18 protein-coding genes are annotated in these 19060 nt (G+C 61.8%); 9 read left to right on the top strand and 9 right to left on the bottom strand.

All coding sequences use genetic code 11. The features are described 5' to 3' along the window. Window positions 1-288: 288 nt before the first annotated feature. Window positions 289-1266, bottom strand: a complete 978-nt coding sequence (locus E4P09_RS00820) for a helix-turn-helix domain-containing protein (protein ID WP_137387699.1) — start codon at window positions 1264-1266, stop codon at window positions 289-291. A gap of 132 nt (window positions 1267-1398) precedes the next feature. Between E4P09_RS00820 and E4P09_RS26830 the strand changes: the two genes are divergently transcribed. Continuing rightward, window positions 1399-1500, top strand: coding sequence for a hypothetical protein (locus E4P09_RS26830; protein ID WP_205041983.1), 102 nt, complete (start codon window positions 1399-1401; stop codon window positions 1498-1500). Continuing rightward, window positions 1500-3026 (top strand): sensor histidine kinase, encoded by a 1527-nt coding sequence (locus tag E4P09_RS00810; RefSeq protein ID WP_239025077.1) that lies wholly within the window; start codon window positions 1500-1502, stop codon window positions 3024-3026. The genes E4P09_RS26830 and E4P09_RS00810 overlap by 1 nt, the downstream gene beginning before the upstream one ends. Before the next feature lie 171 nt (window positions 3027-3197). Here the strand turns inward: E4P09_RS00810 and E4P09_RS00805 are convergent, their stop codons facing one another. Further along, entirely contained in the window at window positions 3198-3797 is a 600-nt protein-coding gene (locus tag E4P09_RS00805) for a cupin domain-containing protein (RefSeq protein ID WP_170984153.1), read from the bottom strand. Between the two features lie 360 nt (window positions 3798-4157). Here E4P09_RS00805 and E4P09_RS00800 point away from each other — a divergent pair, with 360 nt between their 5' ends. From E4P09_RS00800 to E4P09_RS00775, 6 genes are all read left to right on the top strand, one after another. Beyond that, window positions 4158-6194 carry a hydantoinase/oxoprolinase family protein gene (locus tag E4P09_RS00800; protein ID WP_137387697.1) on the top strand — a complete coding sequence of 679 codons (2037 nt, stop codon included), beginning with the start codon at window positions 4158-4160 and terminating at the stop codon, window positions 6192-6194. Window positions 6195-6204: 10 nt separating this feature from the next. Further along, a complete protein-coding gene (locus E4P09_RS00795; protein WP_170984152.1) occupies window positions 6205-7890 on the top strand; it encodes a hydantoinase B/oxoprolinase family protein in 1686 nt (561 codons plus the stop codon). Between the two features lie 83 nt (window positions 7891-7973). Further along, entirely contained in the window at window positions 7974-9014 is a 1041-nt protein-coding gene (dctP, locus tag E4P09_RS00790; protein ID WP_137387695.1) for a TRAP transporter substrate-binding protein DctP, read from the top strand. 87 nt (window positions 9015-9101) lie between these two features. Then, window positions 9102-9617 (top strand): TRAP transporter small permease, encoded by a 516-nt coding sequence (locus E4P09_RS00785; protein WP_205041982.1) that lies wholly within the window; start codon window positions 9102-9104, stop codon window positions 9615-9617. Next, window positions 9617-10906, top strand: a complete 1290-nt coding sequence (locus E4P09_RS00780) for a TRAP transporter large permease (protein ID WP_137387693.1) — start codon at window positions 9617-9619, stop codon at window positions 10904-10906. The genes E4P09_RS00785 and E4P09_RS00780 overlap by 1 nt, the downstream gene beginning before the upstream one ends. 29 nt (window positions 10907-10935) lie before the next feature. After that, window positions 10936-12144, top strand: a complete 1209-nt coding sequence (locus E4P09_RS00775) for an MFS transporter (protein ID WP_170984151.1) — start codon at window positions 10936-10938, stop codon at window positions 12142-12144. Between the two features lie 395 nt (window positions 12145-12539). On the opposite strand, the gene E4P09_RS00770 is transcribed toward E4P09_RS00775, so the two are convergent. The 3 genes from E4P09_RS00770 to E4P09_RS26755 form a co-directional block, all read right to left on the bottom strand. Then, entirely contained in the window at window positions 12540-13457 is a 918-nt protein-coding gene (locus E4P09_RS00770; RefSeq protein WP_137389180.1) for a DMT family transporter, read from the bottom strand. 128 nt (window positions 13458-13585) lie between these two features. Next, a complete protein-coding gene (locus E4P09_RS26760) occupies window positions 13586-13933 on the bottom strand; it encodes a nitroreductase family protein (RefSeq protein WP_338048972.1) in 348 nt (115 codons plus the stop codon). Next, a complete protein-coding gene (locus tag E4P09_RS26755; RefSeq protein WP_338048971.1) occupies window positions 13930-14202 on the bottom strand; it encodes a nitroreductase family protein in 273 nt (90 codons plus the stop codon). The genes E4P09_RS26760 and E4P09_RS26755 overlap by 4 nt, the downstream gene beginning before the upstream one ends. Window positions 14203-14337: 135 nt before the next feature. Here E4P09_RS26755 and E4P09_RS00760 point away from each other — a divergent pair, with 135 nt between their 5' ends. Then, window positions 14338-15231 (top strand): LysR family transcriptional regulator, encoded by an 894-nt coding sequence (locus E4P09_RS00760; protein ID WP_137387691.1) that lies wholly within the window; start codon window positions 14338-14340, stop codon window positions 15229-15231. An 87-nt stretch (window positions 15232-15318) separates the two neighbouring features. Here E4P09_RS00760 and E4P09_RS00755 read toward each other — a convergent pair whose 3' ends face one another. From E4P09_RS00755 to E4P09_RS00740, 4 genes are all read right to left on the bottom strand, one after another. Then, complete coding sequence (locus tag E4P09_RS00755) at window positions 15319-16011, bottom strand: amino acid ABC transporter permease (protein WP_137387690.1); 693 nt, start codon at window positions 16009-16011, stop codon at window positions 15319-15321. Further along, window positions 16008-16778: an amino acid ABC transporter permease gene (locus E4P09_RS00750; RefSeq protein WP_137387689.1), complete on the bottom strand. Its 771-nt coding sequence runs from the start codon at window positions 16776-16778 to the stop codon at window positions 16008-16010. The genes E4P09_RS00755 and E4P09_RS00750 overlap by 4 nt, the downstream gene beginning before the upstream one ends. Window positions 16779-16836: 58 nt before the next feature. After that, the gene (locus E4P09_RS00745) at window positions 16837-17733 is read right to left on the bottom strand and encodes an amino acid ABC transporter substrate-binding protein (protein ID WP_137387688.1); all 897 of its coding nucleotides are present in this window, start codon (window positions 17731-17733) and stop codon (window positions 16837-16839) included. Window positions 17734-17818: 85 nt separating this feature from the next. Continuing rightward, on the bottom strand, window positions 17819-18982 hold the full coding sequence (locus tag E4P09_RS00740; protein ID WP_137387687.1) for an aminotransferase class V-fold PLP-dependent enzyme: 1164 nt from the start codon (window positions 18980-18982) through the stop codon (window positions 17819-17821). Between the last annotated feature and the right edge of the window lie 78 nt (window positions 18983-19060).

Genomic DNA, 19060 nt, shown 5'->3' with positions numbered 1-19060 from the left:
CGAGCAAGTGACGTTCGCCGGCACTCATCGCTGGAACGCCGCCATCACCGTCAATGGGGCGGGGCGTTATCTCCCCTTTGCCCTTCGTTCGACCGCTGCGCACGTCCACCCTCGAGCCGAGAGCCCTCTAAGCGGTACGCCACGGGTGCCGTAGATGCCGCGCGATTTCACGGCCTAACGAGGCGTCGGTGGTTAGGTTCCGGCGAGTGTTCGACCTGTATCGAATTGCTTGCAAATGTGCGCTATCGTCCAGCTCGCCGCGCCCGATCATCCGTAAGTCATCGCCGGTCAGGACGGTGGCGGCGTAACCTGTCGCCGCTTCCTGGCCCTGAAGCTTCTTGGATCGATTCCGTAGAGGGTCCTGAACGCGCGGGTGAAGTAGCTTCGGCTCGTGTAGCCGACGCTTTCGGCAATGGCCTGAACAGGCAGTTCGGTCGTTTCCAGCAGGCGTGCCGCGTGGCGCAAGCGGAGATCGCGCAGAAACGCCATGGGGGGCTGCCCGAAGGTGATCGTGAAGCGCAGTGCGAATGCGGACCGGCTCATGCCGGCTCTCCGCGATAAGCTCCGTAATGTGTGTGCTTCTGCCGAATTCTCTAGCATGGCCGCAAGGGCGGCGGAGAGGCGCTCATCGCCCGCCGGGAGGAGCCAGGAGACCCGGCCGCCGCCGGCTTGCATGCGCCGCCGGATCAGCAGCACGAGACACTGCTTGAGCAGCGTCTCGAGCAGGGCGCGCGTCCCGAGCTGCGGCGCGGCCAACTCCGCCAGGACGGCGCCGAAGGCGTGGTGCAGCGGGTCGTCTTTCGACAAATGCTCGATGATCGGCTCGCGCAATGTATCGAATAGGCCGATTCGGCCGGAGAAGCCGGCGTCGATCCTGCCGCATACCGTTGCCGCATCGGCATTGCGCCCCGCGGACATCCGCAGCAATGCGTCGTCGAGGGTCGAGAGCACGTCGACCCCGCGGATATCGACCACATGTCCGTTCGGCACGAAGATGCTCTGGCCGAGATTGGCTGGAACGACGAAGAAGTCGTGCTTTGAGAATGGCAGCGACGGCCCACCATGAATTTCGAGAACGCCCGGCCCTTTCAACGCGTAGTGGATCATCGGGGCGTTCATCGCATCGAGTACTAGGCGATGACCGCGTTGCACCCTACAGAGCGCAAACCCCCTGACCTGAACCTCCAGGGTCGAAAGGAGCTTCTCAAGATAGCTTGTGCGTTCCAGGTCCAAGTGCGTTTCCGTTGTCGGCGAGCACGTCAGCATCTCTGATCAGCCGCCAGGTTCGGACGATCGGGGACGTCAAGACGGACAACGCCCCGCCGCGTTTACAGTTTCGCACTGCCTGAATGGCCGCCGCCTGATCAGGATAGCGAGAAACTCGGCGGTGTACCGGGTGTGCCGGCTCTGCTGGCGGTGACGGTGATCCTGATCACAAGCCAGTTGCTGATCGGGACGCAGCACTTCTGGCTCCCCCCGCTTTGTGCTCGATCTGCATAGTGGCTCTCCCTTCCGGTCACAGGAAGCCCAACCGGAGGTGGAGGAAATCTTTCCATGCGGGAGATCACCGGCGCCTGGCGGACACATCTCGAGAGTTATCTAGACTTTCGAGAAGTGCGTGCACATTATGGAAATATGGACGGGGGAATGACAGCAGGAATACTGGTGCCGCAACCCAGCGGTTCGGCTTGGCAGGGCTTGCGGAAGCGATCATCGAGACGCTCGATCAGCCGCTGCTGATCCTCAATGCCGATCTCACCGTTGCAGATGTCAACTCCGCCTATTGCGAAACGTTTGGCGTCACTCCCGAGGAGACACGCGGCCGGCCGATATACCGGCTCGGCAATGGGCAATTGGACATTGCCGAGCTGCGCCGGCTCCTGGAGCAGATCCTGCCCGAGCGCGCTACGGTGAAGGGTTACCGGATCGAGCACAAGTTTCCCGCTATCGGTAAGCGGGTCATGATCCTGAACGCCCGGAGGATACCAGCCGGCAACGGGCGACCGGAACTGATCCTGCTCGCGGTCTCGGACGGGACAGAGGCCGAGCAGGCCCGGTTCGAACTCGAGGGTCACCGGGAGTTCCAGGAAAAGCTGATCGACAGCGTCGGCGAAGCCCTCCTGGTGCTCGACTGGGATCTTAGGGTCGTTCAGGCAAACCAACCCTTCTACGATTTGTTCAAAGTATCCCCGGCGGAAAGCGAGGGGCGGCTGGTCTATGAACTCGGCAACCGGCAGTGGGACATTCCGCGGCTCAGGGAGCTCCTGGAAAATGTCCTGCCGGACGACAACGCCTTCGACGATGTCGAGGTCGAGCACGAGTTCGAAACAATCGGACGGCGCACCATGCTTCTCAATGGCCGGCGTCTCGATCATCTCGACCTGATCCTGCTGGCGATACGCGACGTTACCGAACAACGCCAAATGGAGGCGCAGCAGCGGACTCTGATGGGCGAGTTGCATCACCGGGTGAAGAACATCCTGACGAGCGTGCAGGCGCTGGCGAACCGGAGCATGCGCGAAAGTCGGTCGCTTGACGAGTTTCGCGACAGCTTCGCAATGCGCCTCGACGCCCTTTCAAGGACGCAGGACCTGCTGATGCGTCCACTTAAACGCGACGTGCTGATGGCCGAGGTTCTGCGCTTGGAATTGGTCGCCCAGGGCGGCCATAAAGGCGAAAACTTCGATCTTGACGGCCCGGATGTGGCCCTGTCGCGAGAGGCGACGCAGGCATTTGCCATGGCGGTTCACGAACTGACCACCAATGCCGTAAAGCATGGTGCCTGGGCCTCGCCCGAAGGCCGGGTGGAGGCAACCTGGACAGTGCGCCTGGGTGAAGACGGTGCAACGCATGTCCGGTTTCGCTGGCGAGAGCATCGTTCCGAGATCGATACTGCCCCCGCCCGCAAGGGTTACGGCTCGCGCGTTCTGGAGGATGTGTTCAGCCGATCCCTGGACGGAAGGTCCAAGTTGACGCTGCATCCCGACGGCGCAGAGTTCATTGCAGAGTTCAAGGTGCAGGCTTAGCGCGGTTACCTGCCTATGGAGGAAGCAATAATCGCTTTCCTGCAAAATAAAAGACGCGCCTCCGCCGGTTTGAACGCCGAAGCTTTTCTCACCACCCTATGGTCAGGTGCTCGCCTATGCACTCGCTGCCGTTCTCAATTCGCGCGCTGTTTGATGCATTGAACACGGCAATTAGTAAATGGGTGGCGTATTGATCCACAGGACCCGGGTTTCCTCATCGGCTGCATTGCAGAAGCGATGCGGCCGGCGGCTAGAGAAGGTGAAGCTATCGCCTGGCCGCAGCAACAGTTTCTTTTCATCCACCCAGAGCTCGAGCATCCCTGACAAGACCACGCCGCCCTCTTCCCCGTCGTGAGAGAAGACATCCTCGCCCGTCGACCCGCCGGGCGCCAGGATGATCATCAGCAGCTCGAGCTGGCCGATCGGCTGCGGCGTCAGCAGCTCCTTCACCAGGCGCTTCTTGCCGAAGTCCAGCTTGCGGCGCGCATGGGCGCGCACCACCATCTCCTCATCGCACGGCTGGTGGTCATGCGAGGTGCCGGTGTCCTGCTCGTTGAACAACGCGCCGATGGGGATCTGCAGCGCGCTGCTGAGCGCGTAAAGCGAGCGCACCGACGGAGAGCTCAGACCCCGTTCGATCTTGCTTATCATGCTGACCGACAGGCCGGTCGAGGTCGAGACCTGTTCCAGGCTCAACCCGTGGCGCTTGCGATGGTGACGGATGCTGCGACCGATGCCGGCCGCGTCAGGCTGCGCGTCGTCTATCCCCATCAATCTCTCCGCATGAACTGACGGCACGATGTGCATCTCCGGAAAAAGATCAGCCCCAAATTTGATTGAAAGTCAAATTGGTGTGGCCTAGTGTTGCAGATGAGTGTCATGACAGCCTGCACTATTCAAGGCCAATCGCCTGGCTAGGCGGTGCAGGACGCTGGAATGTGGCGGCCGGCGCTGTCCATCATACGCTCGGTGGTGCCGATTCGTGACAGGGGTCGAATTTGAACAAGAAGACAATTGAAAGCAGCGGGCTGTGCATGGTCAGCCAGTGTGGGCCGGCGCGCCATCGCCCCTATAGCCACAAGCCGACGACCGCGTTCGCGACTGTGGGAGACATAAGGAAGAAGAGCTCTGATGATTGAGATTGGCGTCGATATCGGTGGCACGTTTACCGACGTGGTCTGCCGGGAGCCAGGGAAACCGTTGCGCGTCATGAAAGTCGCGACCACCCGGCAGGATCCGAGCCGGGCTGTGCTTGCCGCGATTGAACGGCTGCGTGAGGAGTGGAGCGTCAAAGCATCTGACGTGGCGCGCTTCGTGCACGGCACCACGGTGGCGACGAACGCCGTATTGGAGCGCAAGGGACCAAAGACGGGTCTTCTGACCACCGCCGGTTTCAAGGACATCCTCGAGATCGGCCGGCAGATGCGTCAGACCATGTATGCCGCTGTCCTGGAGCCGGAGGAGCCGGTGTTTCTGGCGCCGGGCGCGTTGAGGAAAGAGGTCGTGGAGCGCATCGGGCCCGAGGGCCAGGTCGTGATCGCTCTCGACGAAGACAGCGTCCGCAAGGCGGCCGCGGAACTCGTTCAGGCCGGCGCCCAAGGGATTGCGATCTGCTTCCTGTTCTCGTTTGCAAACCCGGCGCATGAGCAGCGGGCGGCACAGATCATTCGCGAAACCTATCCGGAGCTCGCATTGTCGCTCTCATGCGAGGTGGACCCGGCGTTCCGCGAATATGAGCGGACCGTTGTCACCACCTTCGATGCCTATATCAAGCCGGTCATCGGCAGCTATCTCGCCAATCTGGAGAATGGCCTCGTGGAGGCCGGCATACCCTGTCCGCTGCAGATCATGCAGTCGCGTGGCGGCATCGCCGCAAGCACCATCGCGCGGCAGCGGCCGGTCCGTCTGTTCCTGTCCGGGCCGGCGGCCGGCGTCGTCGGCGCCCAGATCGTCGGGCAAGCCAGCGGTATATCCGATCTCATCAGTGTCGATATCGGCGGCACCAGCTCCGATATCGCGCTGATCCGTGACGCCAAGCCGCTGATCCGCCCGGAGGGCCTGGTCAGCGGCTACAACATACGCGTGCCCATGGTGGACGTAAACGCGATTGGCTCGGGCGGCGGCAGCATCGCCTGGCTGGATCCTGTCGGAGGGTTGCGCGTCGGCCCACACTCGGCGGGCTCGGAGCCGGGGCCGGCCTGTTACGGCCGCGGCGGCGAGGAGCCGACCGTAACCGACGCTTCCGTCGTTCTGGGCTATCTCGACCCGGATTACTTTGCCGGCGGCACCCTGAAGCTCCAGCCGGAGCTCGCGTTCGAAGCGGTCAAAAGAAAGATCGCGGAGCCGCTCGGCATGTCGGTCGAGGAGGCCGCACTCGGCATCCACCGGGTCGTGAATGCGCAAATGACGGAAGGCATCCGGCTGGTCTCGATCCGCCAGGGCTATGATCCGCGTCAATTCGCATTGCTGCCGCTGGGCGGCGCAGGGGGCATTCATGCCAGCGCGCTCGCCGGCGAACTCGGAATCACCCAGATTCTGGTGCCCCGTCACCCCGGTGTGCTTTCGGCGACGGGGTTGCTGTCGGCCATGATCGAGCACGAGGCGTCAGCGGCCTTTCAGCAGGATCTCGCCAAGCTGTCGCTGCCGGCCCTTCGGGAAACCCTTGCGGAACTCGACCGCCGCTGCTCGGAACTGATGGCCCTGGAGAAGGTGGCGTCCGACAGTGTCGAAACGCGCTATTTCGCCGATGTCTGCTATATCGGCCAGTCGCATTATCTGGAAGTGCCCTTTACCGTCGGGGACGATACCGCGCGCCAGTTGCACGAGGGCTTCAAGGCGGCGCATCATCGAGTATTCGGGCATAGCACCGATGCACCGACCTGCATCGTCAACCTGAGGGCAATTCATCGGGCGGGCGGCAGCAAGATTATCGACAAGGCCGATGCGCCGAACACGGGCGGCGATGGGCTGAAGGGCCATCGCCGGGTTATCTTCGCCGGTCATCCAGAGACCGTCGATGCAGCCATCTACGACCGGGCGCAGCTCGCGCCGGGAACCACATTTGACGGGCCGGCGATCCTGGAACAGGCCGATACCACCACACTCGTCGAGCCCGGCTGGCACGTCACGGTGCTCGATGGCGGCAATATCCTTCTTGGCCGGGACTGAGAGATACGGGATGCTCAAACATCATCACCAACTCGATCCGATCACCGTCGAGGTCGTTCGCAACAAGCTGGACGGGATCGCCAATGAGATGGAATCGACGCTGCTGCGTTCATCCTTCTCGCCGATCGTGCGCGAGGGGCTCGACGCCTCGGCGAGCCTGTTCACCCTTGAGGGCGAGTCTCTGGCCCAGGCGATCGCCATTCCGATTCATCTCGCCACGATGATCCCCGTGGTTCGGCGGATCATCGCGGAGTTCCCGCCCTCCACCATGAAAGAGGGCGACATCTATCTGATGAACGACCCCTATCTCGGCGGCACGCATCTTCCCGATATTGCCCTGGTGATGCCGATCTTCGCCGACGGCCGGCCCATCGCCTTCGCAGCGACCATGACCCACCATCAGGATGTCGGCGGCATGGCACCGGGGTCCATCCCGACGAACGCCACGGAGATCCATCAGGAGGGGCTGCGCCTGCCACCCTTGAAATTCCGCGACGGCCCGCACGATTTCAACGAGACGGTCGTCAGGATCCTGCGGCTGAACAGCCGTATACCGGACGTCTTCATGGGGGATATCCACGCCCAGGTCTCAGCGTGCTCGGTGGGGGCCCGGCGAGTCGCCGAGGTCGCGGAAACCTACGGCAGCAACATGCTGCTGTCGATTTTCGCCGATCTCCTCGACCGCTCCGAACAGATGACCCGGGAGGCCTTGCGGGCCATTCCCGAGGGGACCTACCGCTACGTGGATTTCAACGACAATGACGGCATCGACCTCGATAAGCGCATCCGCATCGAGGTGGCCGTGACCATCAAGGACGGCACGTTCCTGTGCGACTTCACCGGGACCAGCGCCCAGGTCCGCGGGCCGTTCAACGTGGTGCCGTCCGGCAGCCAGGCCGCGGCCTACTTTGCGTTGCGGACCATCACCGGGCAGCACATCCCGACGAATGGCGGCTGTTTTCGACCGGTCGAGCTGAACCTGCCGGAAGGCAGCATCCTCAACCCCAAGGAACCGGCGCCCGTGAACTCGCGCACCGCCACGATAAAGCGGGCGACAGGCGCAATCCTCGGGGCGCTGCGCGAGATCATGCCGGAGGTGATCGGCGCGGATGCCGCCGGAGAGATGCTGGCGCTCATGTTCGGCGGAACCTGGAAGGATGGAAAGCGCTATGTGGTTGGCGAGCTGATTGCCGGGGGCAGCGGCGCGGGGCCGAACAGCGACGGGGTGGACGTGGTGGAGACAGACGCCACCAACTGCATGAACCTGCCCGTGGAGGCTTTCGAGCGCGATGCGCCGATCCGCATCAACAAGACCATCCTGCGCCGCGACTCCGGCGGAGCGGGACGTTTCCGGGGCGGCCTGGGGATTGAGCGCGAATACGAGGTTCTCGACGGCGAGGTGGTCTTCACCCATCGCGGGGAGCGCCATTTTTGTGCTGCTTCGGGCGCGGAAGGCGGCCTGCCGGGCATGATGGCGCGGACGACCATCTACCGCGCCAGCGGCGAGGTCGAGATTGTGCCTTCGAAGCTCGTTTGCCGCCTTTTTCCTGGCGATCGCGTGCTCATCGAGACGGCCGGCGCCGGCGGCTTCGGTGATCCGAAGGAACGGGACAAGGCGCGCGTCGAGCAGGATATTGCAAATGGCAAGGTGAGCCGCGAGGCAGCTCGGGAGCTTTATGGGGTGAGCGAGGGCTAGAGCATGATCCCGAAAAGTGGATACCGGCTTTCGGAACGGCTTACCGCCCGAGAGGGAACCAACAAAAGGTGGAGGAGGAAGACATGCCACTACGCAGAGTGATCGTGGGATCGATTTTAGGGGCGGCGGCACTGATCTCCGCCGCGATGGGGATAGGGCCCGAGGCGCCTACGGCCCAGGCCGCTGAGACAGACTGGAAAATGCACATGGTCTGGGTGCCGGCGCGTCCGGAAGCGCAGGCCTATCAGGCGTTTGTGGACCGGGTGAACGAGCGTGCCGGCGACAGGCTCAACATCAAGCTGTTTGCCAGTGGCAGCTTAGGGATCAAGGATGCCGACATCCTGCGCATCCTGCCGCGCGGCTCGATCATTCAGGCTGCCGGGCTCTATCCGGGTTATCTGACGCGAGACCGGCCGGAATACGCCTATATCCTGCCGCCGGGCGTAATCTCCCAGCCCGAAACGCTCAAGGAAATTCTGCCGCAACTGGCCAACATTTACGGCAAGACGTACGACGACGTCGGCATAAAGCTGCTGGGCTTCATCGGACACGCGGTGCGCGACACGCATATCCTGTGCAAGGAGCCGATCCACAGCCTCGAGCAGCTGCGCGGCAAGAAGCTCCGCGTCTGGGAGCAGTTCCATGTGGACGTCTTCAAGAAGCTCGGCGTCTCCGCACAGATCATCGGGCAGAACGATCTCTATGTCGCCATGCAGACAGGCGTCGTCGACTGCGCGGTCTATCCCATCGGCCTTGCGGTCACGGTTTCCCTGCAGGAGGTCGCGCCCTATGCCAGTTACCTCTTTCCCTATGTTCTTCACCCCCTGAACCTGCTTGCGGCACAATCGTCCTTCGATGCGCTTTCGCCAGACCTTCAGAAGGTATTGGAGGAAGAGGCGAAAGCCGCCCAGGAAGCGTCCTTCGCGTCCTATCTGAGCGGTGAGAACGACGAGAAAGCGCTCAAGATCTATCAGGAAGGTGGCGGCACACTCATCGAACCCTTCCCTGAGGCGGACCAGGCATCCTTCACGAAGGCCGCGCGCGAGACCTGGCACGATCTCTCCATGTCGGCCGGCAAGACAGCACAGGAGAACTACGAAGTTCTTCGCAAAGTGGTCGAGTGACAACAGCCATGGCTGTGACTGCCGCCTCGGCGCGGCGGCAGTCGTAGCCACCATCGAATGCGTATCTTTGCAATGGGGGGTGACGTCGTGGGGAGGGTCGTCCACTGGGCAGATCGCGTCGCAAGCCTGCTCTCAGCGGCGGCTGCGCTGGTCGCGATGGCGATGGCGGTGTTCGTCGTGCTCGCCTCCACCATGCGCTACCTGGTCGGCGCGCCCTTCGCCTTCACCGAGGAGATCGTCGGGCTCCTGTTCATCACCATGATCTTTGTGGGGTTTCCAGCCTGCACCCTGCGCGAGAAGCATATTCGCGTGACGATCCTTCCCGACCTGCTGCCCCCGCCCTTGCGTTCGCTGATGGATCGCGTGGCCAACGGGCTCCTCGTCGTCTTCTGCGTATGGTTCGGCTATTTGACCCTCGACTACATGAACACGGCGATCGCGCTTGAAACGCGCAGTGCCGGGAGCCGGCTGCTCCTTTGGCCGTGGACCGCGGTTCTGCCGATCTCCTGCGCCCTGGCCGGGCTGGCCGGTCTCATTCGCATGATCGTGCCGTCTCCGCTATCGGCCTCCCCCGACGGGGTTGACCATCCGGGGGCCGATTGATGGTGTGGCTCATCATTCTCGCCGGTTTCGTAATCACCGGCATCACGGGCGTTCCCATCGGCCTTGGGCTTGCCCTCACAGGTCTCGCCATCCTTTATTTCGAGGTTGGTGGCGCGACCGATCTCGCGGTCACGGCGGTTTGGAATGTCTTCAACGAATTCACCCTGAGCGCCGTCCCGCTGTTCATCTTCATGGGCGAGATCATGCTGGTGAGCGGGGTCAGCACCCGCTTGTACTCCGCGATCTCGCCGCTCTTCACCCGCGTGCCCGGCAAGCTGCTGCACACCAATATCGCCGTCAGCGCCATGTTCGGCGCGGTCTCCGGCGCGAGCACGGCAACCGCTGCGGCGGTCGGCTCGGTTGCCTATCCGGAGCTCGAGAAGCGCGGCTACAATCCCGCCACCGTGGTTGGAACGCTCGCTGCCGGCGGCACACTCGGTCTCCTGATCCCGCCAAGCCTGTCGCTGCTCATCTATGGCGCGACGCAACAGGTCTCCATTGGGCGGTTGTTTCTGGCTGGGCTCGTGCCGGGCATCATGCTGGCGGTGATGATGATGCTGTTGATCATTGTCATCGCACGCCGAAATCCCGGTGTCGTGCCCCAAGGCGGCGAACGTGTCGGCGTCCGCGCCGCCCTGTATGGACTTGCCGCGATATGGCCTCTGGCATTCCTCGTCTTCGCGGTGCTCGGGACGATCTATCTCGGCCTTGCAACGCCCACTGAGGCGGCGGGCCTCGGCGTTGCGGCGGCAGTTGTCCTTGGATTTGCCTGGGGCGAGCTCAACCTGCGCAAGCTGTGGCGCGCTTTCGTCGACTCCGTCCAGGTTTTCGTCGCAATCGGCATCGTGATGCTGGGCGCCTTGGTCCTGGCGCAGGCCATCAGCATTCTCGGCGTGCCTTATGAGGTGCTGAGCTGGATCCAGTCGATGTCGCTCACGCCGATCCAGGTGCTGCTGGCTGTGGTCGTCTTCTACTTGGTGCTCGGATGTTTTTTCGACGGCATCTCGCTGATGCTGATGACCTTGCCCATCGTCTTTCCGGTCATGACAGGCATAGGCTTCGACCCCATTTGGCTTGGCGTCGTGATCACCATTCTCATCGAGATCGGCATGCTGACGCCGCCCGTCGGAATGAATCTCTACGTTTTGACCGGCATCACCGGCAACAAGGTCACCCTCCTCGAAGCTGCGCGAGCATCGGTGCCATACTGGTTGCTGCTCCTTGCTGGGGTCGCGATCCTCACGATATTCCCGCAGATTGCCCTCTTTCTCCCCAGCCAGATGAATTGATGAAGGACGAGCGCCGAGGATCAGGGGCCATGACGGCGCAGCGCCTTGCACTCGTCCTGGCGATCTTCGGGTTGAGCTATTTCCTGTCTCTCTTCTTCCGCTCGGTCAACGCGATCATCGCGCCTGACCTGGTCGCGGAGCTCGGCATCGATGCCGCGGGCTTGGGTCTTCTCACCGCAGGCTATTTTCTTGGCATGGGCCTGATGCAGGTGCCGATCGGGGTCTTCCTCGACACCTACGGCCCGAAGATCGTTCAGAGCGCGCTGCTGGCGGTTGCCGCGCTCGGCATTGCGCTATTCGCGATGGCGGATGGCCTGATGCTGCTGACCATCGCGCGGGCGCTCATCGGCATCGGTCTCGGCGGCAGCCTAATGTCCGCGTTCCAGGTCGCGGCCCTGTGGCTGCCTCCTGCCAGATTGCCGCTGGCGAACGCATGCTATCTGGCGATCGGCGGGCTCGGTGTGCTCGCGTCGACGGCGCCGGTTGAGGCGGCGCTGGAATTCGTAGACTGGCGCGGCCTCTTCGCGCTGATCGCCGCGGTGACATTGCTCGTCGGGCTCGGCATCGCGGTGCTCACGCCGATGCCGAAAGGAACTGGCTCGTCCCCGCGATGGACCGATCAGGTCCGCGGCTTGCAGGTGGTCGCCGCGAGCAGCGTGATGTGGCGCTACTTGCCATTGACGGCGATCTGCTTTGCGACCGGCACTGCGCTGCAGGGCCTTTGGGCGGCATCCTGGTTCCGGGACATTGCCGGGCTCGACCGTGCGGCGGTTGCCTTCAACCTGGCCGGCATGGCCGTCGCCCTGACGATCGGATCGGTGGCAGGCGGTCTCGTCACGGTTTTGCTGAAGCGCTTCGGCCTCCGGCTCCGTCATGTTGTTCTGGGATGCGCCGCGCTGTTCATAATGGCGCAGGCAGGCATCATCTTCGGCCCGGTCTCCATTGCCGTGGTCTTCTGGATCGGCCTTTGCCTAACCTACAACGTCGTGACCCTGTCCTATGCATTGGTTGCCCAGACATTTCCAATCGTCTATGCGGGGCGGTCCAATACGTTCATGAATACCTTTGTTATTCTTGCGACCTTCGCCCTTCAATACGGAATCGGCATTGGCCTTGAGTTTTGGGACGGAGGGCGGACCAGCGTGCATTCTTCGGAAGCCTATACCATGACGTTTTCTGCGCTCCTCTCCTTGCAGGTCCTATGCTTCCTTTGGAGCATCCGGAGAGAGCCAAGATGACCATCTGGGCAGAAGCACCAATTGTCTCTGGGAGTTCGAGGTGAAAACGACGCCATACTGGTGGGAAGCGGCGCCCGTGCGTGTGGAGGAGCCGCGGCCCTGGTGAAGCTTAAGGCGGGACACGGCCATCAAAGAGATAGGTGATATTACGCCCGTCGAGTTCGAGCGGGACGACGCTGGTTGATCGTTATCACTACGGGGTCCTGTGTTTATTCCTATTTTACACTGTGATGAGACCCGCCGAAGGTGAAAGGGAGGAGGCTCCACGACAGAATACCTGTCCATTTCGGCCTATCGACCTCACCCGAAGTCGTAGAGCTCAGGCAGCGAGACTTCCGGCGTCCTTTCCGATCCTCGGGGCGGCTCTTCAGCGGTGCTGAACGACATGGATGGCGCTATCTTAGCGGCATTCGGAGCGTTCCCTCGCCACCTGGCGCAGGGGCTGCGGGCTGGCCCGCTTTACCGCGAAAGAGCAGGGCAATCGCCGTGACCACGAGCAGGCTGCCCGGAAGCCACTGCCAACCGATGAGGTCCGGGCGGGTCACGAACAGCACCAGCATCGAGACGAACGGGACGAGATAGCTGTACGCTGTCACCGCACCCGGTGTGAGCGCGCCGGTCGCACGCTGCATCAGCCAAAAGGTCGCACCACTCGAAAAGATACCGAGATAGGCAACCAGCAACACGTCTCCAAAGCTCATTCGCGACATCGCGGCAACCGGCTCGGCGACAAACCCGGCAATGGCGATCAGAACGCCGCCTAAACCCAGGCTCCAGAAGGTACGCACGGCCGCGTCGCGCGACAGAACGCCCCGCGCCAACCCCCATTTGGACAGGACCGGATAAAGCGCCGACGCGATGCACCCCAGGAAGAAGGCACCCTCGCTCCAGCCGAACTGCAATCCCCGCAGATCGCCACCGCTCTGGGCAAGCGCCAGCGCCAGAGCCCCGACCGCCCCCAGTGCGAGGATGGCCGGCAGGCGATGGGTGCGCGCTTCCAGACCAAAAACCCGTCCAAGGCCGTAAGCCAGCAGCGGCATGGAAACGAACAGAGCCGCCATGGAAAGCGCGCTCACCCGATGGGCTGCCCAGAACATGACACCGAAGAATCCGGCGAGGCACAGTCCCATGATTGCGTAAAGCAGCATGCCCCGAAGGTTCGGCACCGCCGGCCCCGCGCGCCATGCCATCGGCAGCATCGCAAGTGCTGCGATCGCAAAGCGCATCGCCGTCAGAAGCAGCGGCGGCAGTCCTTCGCTCAGGAGGCCGACGACCGGAAAGGACGCGCCGACGATCAAGGCCCATAACAGCATTCCCAGATGCGCGCCCGTTGCACTACTGTTCTTCACTTTCCTTCTCCTTCAACGGACGCGCGACTTTGTCAGGCCTGTTGCCGTCAGTGAATGTATGATGGATAAGCAATACCGGAACGGCGGCCGGCTCAGATGCTCTCCAGGACGCGGGGAACCGGCAGTCTCGGCTTTTGCGGCCAATTGCCTTCGCGGGCGTATCCCACCGCGACCAGCATCACCGGGATCTCGTCGGCGGCAAGGCTGAATTGGCGCGCGACGGCCGTCGGCTCGAAACCGACCATCGGCCCGGTAGCAAGTCCGTAGGCTTCCGCCGCGAACATCAGAAAGGCGGCGCCGAGCGTTGCCGTGCGAACGGCCTCGTCACGCTGTTTTTCCGGATTGCCGCTATAGGTGTTTTCCACAGCCTGCGTCCAGGCGGCGACCATTTCGGCCGGCATGAAGCCCGCTTCAACGGAGGGCCTGAGGCGCTCTTTCATGACCGTGTGCGAGGGCAGCTTTCCGCAGACGATATAGGTGACTGCGGCCTCGCCACCTTGGCCTGCCCATAAGCGGCGGCCTGAAGGCGCGCTTTCGCCTCAGGCGTTCTGACGGCGATGAAGCGCCAGTTCTGGAGATTGTAGGCAGTGGGCGCGCGCGTGGCGAGCCTTGTAAGCTCCTCGATGTGCTCATCGCTGAGCGCCCTTTCGGCATCGAACAGGTTTGCGGAGACGCGGCTTTCGATGGCGGCGATGATCGGATTCTTCATCTGTCTCGACCTTTGACAGCTCATAAGACTTCTTTCCGTGGCAGGTGTGCCGCTGACGAGATTGAGATAATTCTTTCCAGTAATTCCGATAATTCGCTATATGGTACCGGAACTCGCGACTGTCGGTGAATAATCGTGGATCAATTGCAGGCCATCAGGGTGTTTCGCCAGACTGTGGAGCAGGGCTCGTTCGCGGAAGCCGCCCGCCGGATGGGGCTCTCGCCCGCTGCTGTCAGCAAGAACATCCGGGAGCTGGAGGCGCATCTGAGCGTGCGGCTGCTCAATCGCACCACCCGCCGCATGAGCCTGACGGAGGCTGGCGAGCGCTACTTCGAGCAGATTGCCCGCATTCTCGATGACCTTGCGGAAGCCGACAGTTCGCTCGGCCCCCTGCAGCGCATGCCGAGTGGTCTCTTGCGCGTCAGCGCGCCGATGGCCTTCACGCTGACGCGCCTATCGAATGCAATCGTCGGCTTTCTAGACCGCCATCCCGATCTGACACTCGACCTGAAGCTCGAAGATCGCCGGGTGGACCTCGTCAAGGAAGGGATCGACCTTGCCATTCGCGGCAGCGATCGGCTGGAAGATTCCAGCCTGATCGCGCGCAAGCTAATGACGTTGCACCATGTGGTCTGTGCTTCGCCCGGCTATTTCGCTCGTGCAGGTCGACCGCGCGAGCCGGAAAACCTGCGCTCGCACAATTGCGTGCAGTTCACGCTCTCCGGCCATGCGCAGGAATGGTCTTTCACGCGAAAGGAGCGGACTGTGCGGGTGGCGATCGGCGGCCGCTACAAGGTCACGACGAGCCTTGCGGTGCGCGACGCCCTGCTTGCCGGCTTCGGGCTGAGCCTCATTCCGCGCATCTATGTGGAAAAGGACATCGCGGAAGGAAGGCTCACGACGGTGCTGGACGACTGGACGCCGGTCGAGACCTCGATCTACGTGGTCTATCCGTCCCGCCAGTATGTCCTGCCCAAGGTGCGCGCGTTCGTGGATTTCCTTATCGATGAGATGCAGGAGGAAGCCTGATCAACCCGGCCGCAAACTCTGCCGTGCCAACGGTCGTCGCCATTACTGGCGACGGCGGTTTTCAACATGACCACTTTGTGCTCACCGTCACCGACTGGTCTGAAGCTGAGTGCGCTGCTGCAGATAGGCGACCAGCTGCGATGCTGTGCAGCATATGGCGAGGTAGACCACAGCGACGGTGAGATACATTTCGACCAACCGGCCGTTGAGCTGTGCGATCTTTGAGGCTGCACCGACGAGATCGGTCAGAGATAGTACGTAAACGAGCGAGGTGTCCTGAAACAGAATAATTGTTTGGCTCAAAATAATCGGGCTCGCCACGCGCACCACCTGGGGGAGGATTACCAGACGGTAGGTCTTGCAGGTTGAGAGGGAAAGCGCTCGTGCGGCCTCATACTGCCCCTTGTTCAATGATCGCAGGCCAACGCGGATGATCTCGGAGTAATAGGCTGCTTCGAACAGGGAAAATGTGATGAATGCTGTCCAGATACCCCCGATCGGCACGGGGTGACCATTGTTGATCACCCACCCGATGATCAACGGTACCAGGAAGAAGAACCAGAACAGGACAAGAATGAGTGGTATCGACCGGATGAGGGCGACGTAGGCGCGCGCGGCCTGTGCTGCGACCGGAATCTCAAGGTGCTGCACGAGCGCCAGCCCCGTCCCTAAGGTCATTCCCGCGGCGAAGGCCACGGCGGTCAGCAGCAGCGAGAATCGGAGGCCGTCGAGCAGATAGGGCAAGCTGTCGTAGACGACGGTGAAGTCCAGCGCGTTCATGTGGACGCTCTTTCAGGCATGCGAGCGAAGAGCGAGCGTCTCTCCTTCTGCTTGGCTTGAGCCGTGCCGGGGATTTTCCACGCATTATCGATCCAGATCATGAGCTGGTACACCACCAGAGCGAGCATCAAATAGATGACGGTCGCAGCCGCGAACGCGGCGAACGTCTTGAAGGTCTCTTCGCTGATCTGCCGGGCTTGGGCGGTGAGTTCCATCAAGCCGATCGTCAGGGCGACTGAAGTGTTTTTGTAGATGCCCATCACCTCGCTGGTGAGACTTGGAATGATCAGCCTCAGCGCCTGGGGAATGATCACAAGCCGGTGGGTTTTTCGACCGTTCAGACCGAGTGCGGCCGCCGCTTCGCTCTGTCCTCGCGGCAACGCCTCGATGCCGGCCCTGACCTGTTCGGCGACCCGGGCGGCAGTGTAAAAGGAAAGGCAGACCAGCGCGGGAAAAAATGCGCCCCACGGCGGCGGCATTTGTTTGACCCAATCGCCGATCGGCTTCGGCAATAGTTCCGGCAGCACGAAATACCAGAGAAACATCTGGACCAGCACCGGAATATTGCGGAAGATTTCGACATAAAGCCGCGCCAGAGCAGCAACGAACCTGTTTTGCACGGTGCGGCAGACGCCGATCGTGACGCCGATCGCGAAAGCAATCCACCAACCAAAGAAGGCCAAAGTTAGCGTCCAGCCCAGTCCGGAAAGGAGCCACTGAAAATAGGTTCTCCCGTCGGAGCCCTGCTCGAAGAGTATGGCTAACATCACGCCTGCCCTTCTGCTCCATCCGGAGCGGCGGCGCTCTTAAGCGCCGCCCTCCAGGTCAGTTGCTGACGGCATCGCTCGGATTGGCGACGCGTTCCTTCAGCGCGTCGCTCATCGGGAAATCCAGATCCTCATTCCGAGGTGGGATGGGAGACGTGAACCACTTGTTGTAAAGCGCGGTGAACTCCCCAGAGGCCATCATCTTCGAAAGCACGTCGTCGACAATGGTTTTGAATCCGGTGTCGCCCTTGGTGAACATCAGGCCATAATAGATCCTGTCGTACTGGTCCGGTAGAAAGGCGAGCGTGTCTTTCCGCGGAGAAGCTGCCCTGAGGCCAGCGAGGAGAATGTCGTCCTCCAAGAAGGCCTCCGCGCGGCCGGTGTTCAGCATCAGAAAGGATTCGGCATGGTCCTTGGCCTGGACGATTTTGAGGCCGAGATTGCCCTGCGAAGAAATCGCCTGCGCAAACCCAACGGCGTTCGACCCTTGCGTGACAACAACAATCTTCCCCTTCAGATCGGCTGCCGATCGAATGCCACTCGACGTCTGGACCAGCCAACGCGGCTGGCTGACGAAAGTGGCAACGCTGAAGGAAACTTGCTCCTGCCTTGTCTTGTTGTTGGCCGTGCCGCCGCACTCAATATCAACCGTGCCGTTCTGGATCAGCGGAATGCGGTTGGACGAATTCACTGCGACGAGATTGACGTTCAGCTTGCCAACGCCCAGGTCGGCTTGCAGACGCTCGATGATCTTGGCGCAGAGATCCAACGAGAACCCGATCGGTTTCTGGTCTGCGCCGAGATAGGAGAACGGAATGGACGCCTCGCGATAGCCGAGAGAGATGCTCTTATTGGCCTTGATGCGGTCGAGCGTTGGGCTATCCGCATGGGCGAGGGAGGCGAGCGAAAGCACGCCTGTCGCAGCAGCGAGAAGGAAAGTACGAAATCTGGACATTGCGGCTCCCTCCGGTTGAACACGAGGTCGTTCATCTTGTTGTTATTGGGACCGTGCCGTTCACTGTCGCACGGCCCAGAAGCGATCAGGCTGCCTTATTGGATCGTGCCGCCGACAAGCGTTGCCGGACCGCGTCGAGAAAACGATCGACGTCGGATGCGGTGTTGAACATGCCGAGGGAGATGCGGATGCCGTCGCGCTCGGGCGAAACGCGCACGCCCTTTTCGGTAAGAAAGTCGATCCATTCGGCTGCGGGCAGCGCGGCCACATAGATGTGCGGCGCTCGATTTTCCCGGTGGCGTGGCCCGACGAGAGCAATGCCGAGTTGATCGAGGCCGGCGATCAGCCTGTCGCCGAGATCGAAGCAGTGATTCTGGATGTTTTCGACGCCGATGGACTCGATCAGGTCGAGCGCGGCACCGAGCGCGTGGATCGCAGGGAGGTTGAAATTGCCGATCTCGAACCGGCCGGCTGTCGGCGCCGGCGCCATGTCGTCCGGTCGTGCGATGAAGTCGGACGGCGGGGTGGCGAGGCTGATCGCCGCAAGGTAGGCCGGCTCTAGCTCGGTCAATTCGCGGTTCCAGTAGAGGAAGCCGAGCCCCTGCGGGACGAGCAGACCTTTGTGGGTGCCCGAACCAATGAAACACGCACCGGTTCTCTTGGCATCGATCGGCACCACCCCGACAGCCTGCATAATGTCGAGAACGTAATAGAGATTTCGCTCCTTGCAGAGGTCGCCGACGCCATAGATGTCGAAGCGGTGGCCGGCATGGAAGGTCACATGCGACATCGAGATCGCCTTGGTGTTGGCATCAATGCGCGGACGGAAGCTGTCGGCATCGATCACTTCCGTCATCGGAACAAAGCGAGTCTCGATTCCCTTCCTCTTGAGATTCAGAAAGGCATAGGTGTTGTTGGGATGGTCGCCATGGACCATCAGCACGTTGTCGCCGGGCTTCAGCGGCAGCGCGTTGGCTGCGATGTTCATGCTCTCGGACGTGTTCTTGGTGAACGCGATCTCCTGCGGCGCAGCGTTCAGCAAACGCGCGACTTTCGCGCGTGTCGCTTCCATCCGATCGATCCAGATCGATTTTGGTCCGGCAGTCTCGTAGCCTTCGCGAATGAAGGTCTCCAGCGCCTCCTTCACCGGTCGCGAAAGAGGCGTTTGGAAGCCGGAATCGAGGTAAACCAGCTTTTCGACGGCAGGAAAAAGTTTTCTGATCGCCTGCACGTCAAAGTATTTCACCATAACCTCTCCATCCTGGACGGCAGACGGCGCTCCCGTTGCGTGGCGCACGTCCCTCCTCCTGTTTCGGAGAAGCCGAAC

Source organism: Rhodoligotrophos defluvii (assembly GCF_005281615.1).
Taxonomy (GTDB): Bacteria; Pseudomonadota; Alphaproteobacteria; order Rhizobiales; family Im1; genus Rhodoligotrophos; species Rhodoligotrophos defluvii.
Note: the sequence above shows the minus strand (reverse complement) of the source record. Positions and strands in the feature narration are given on the sequence as shown.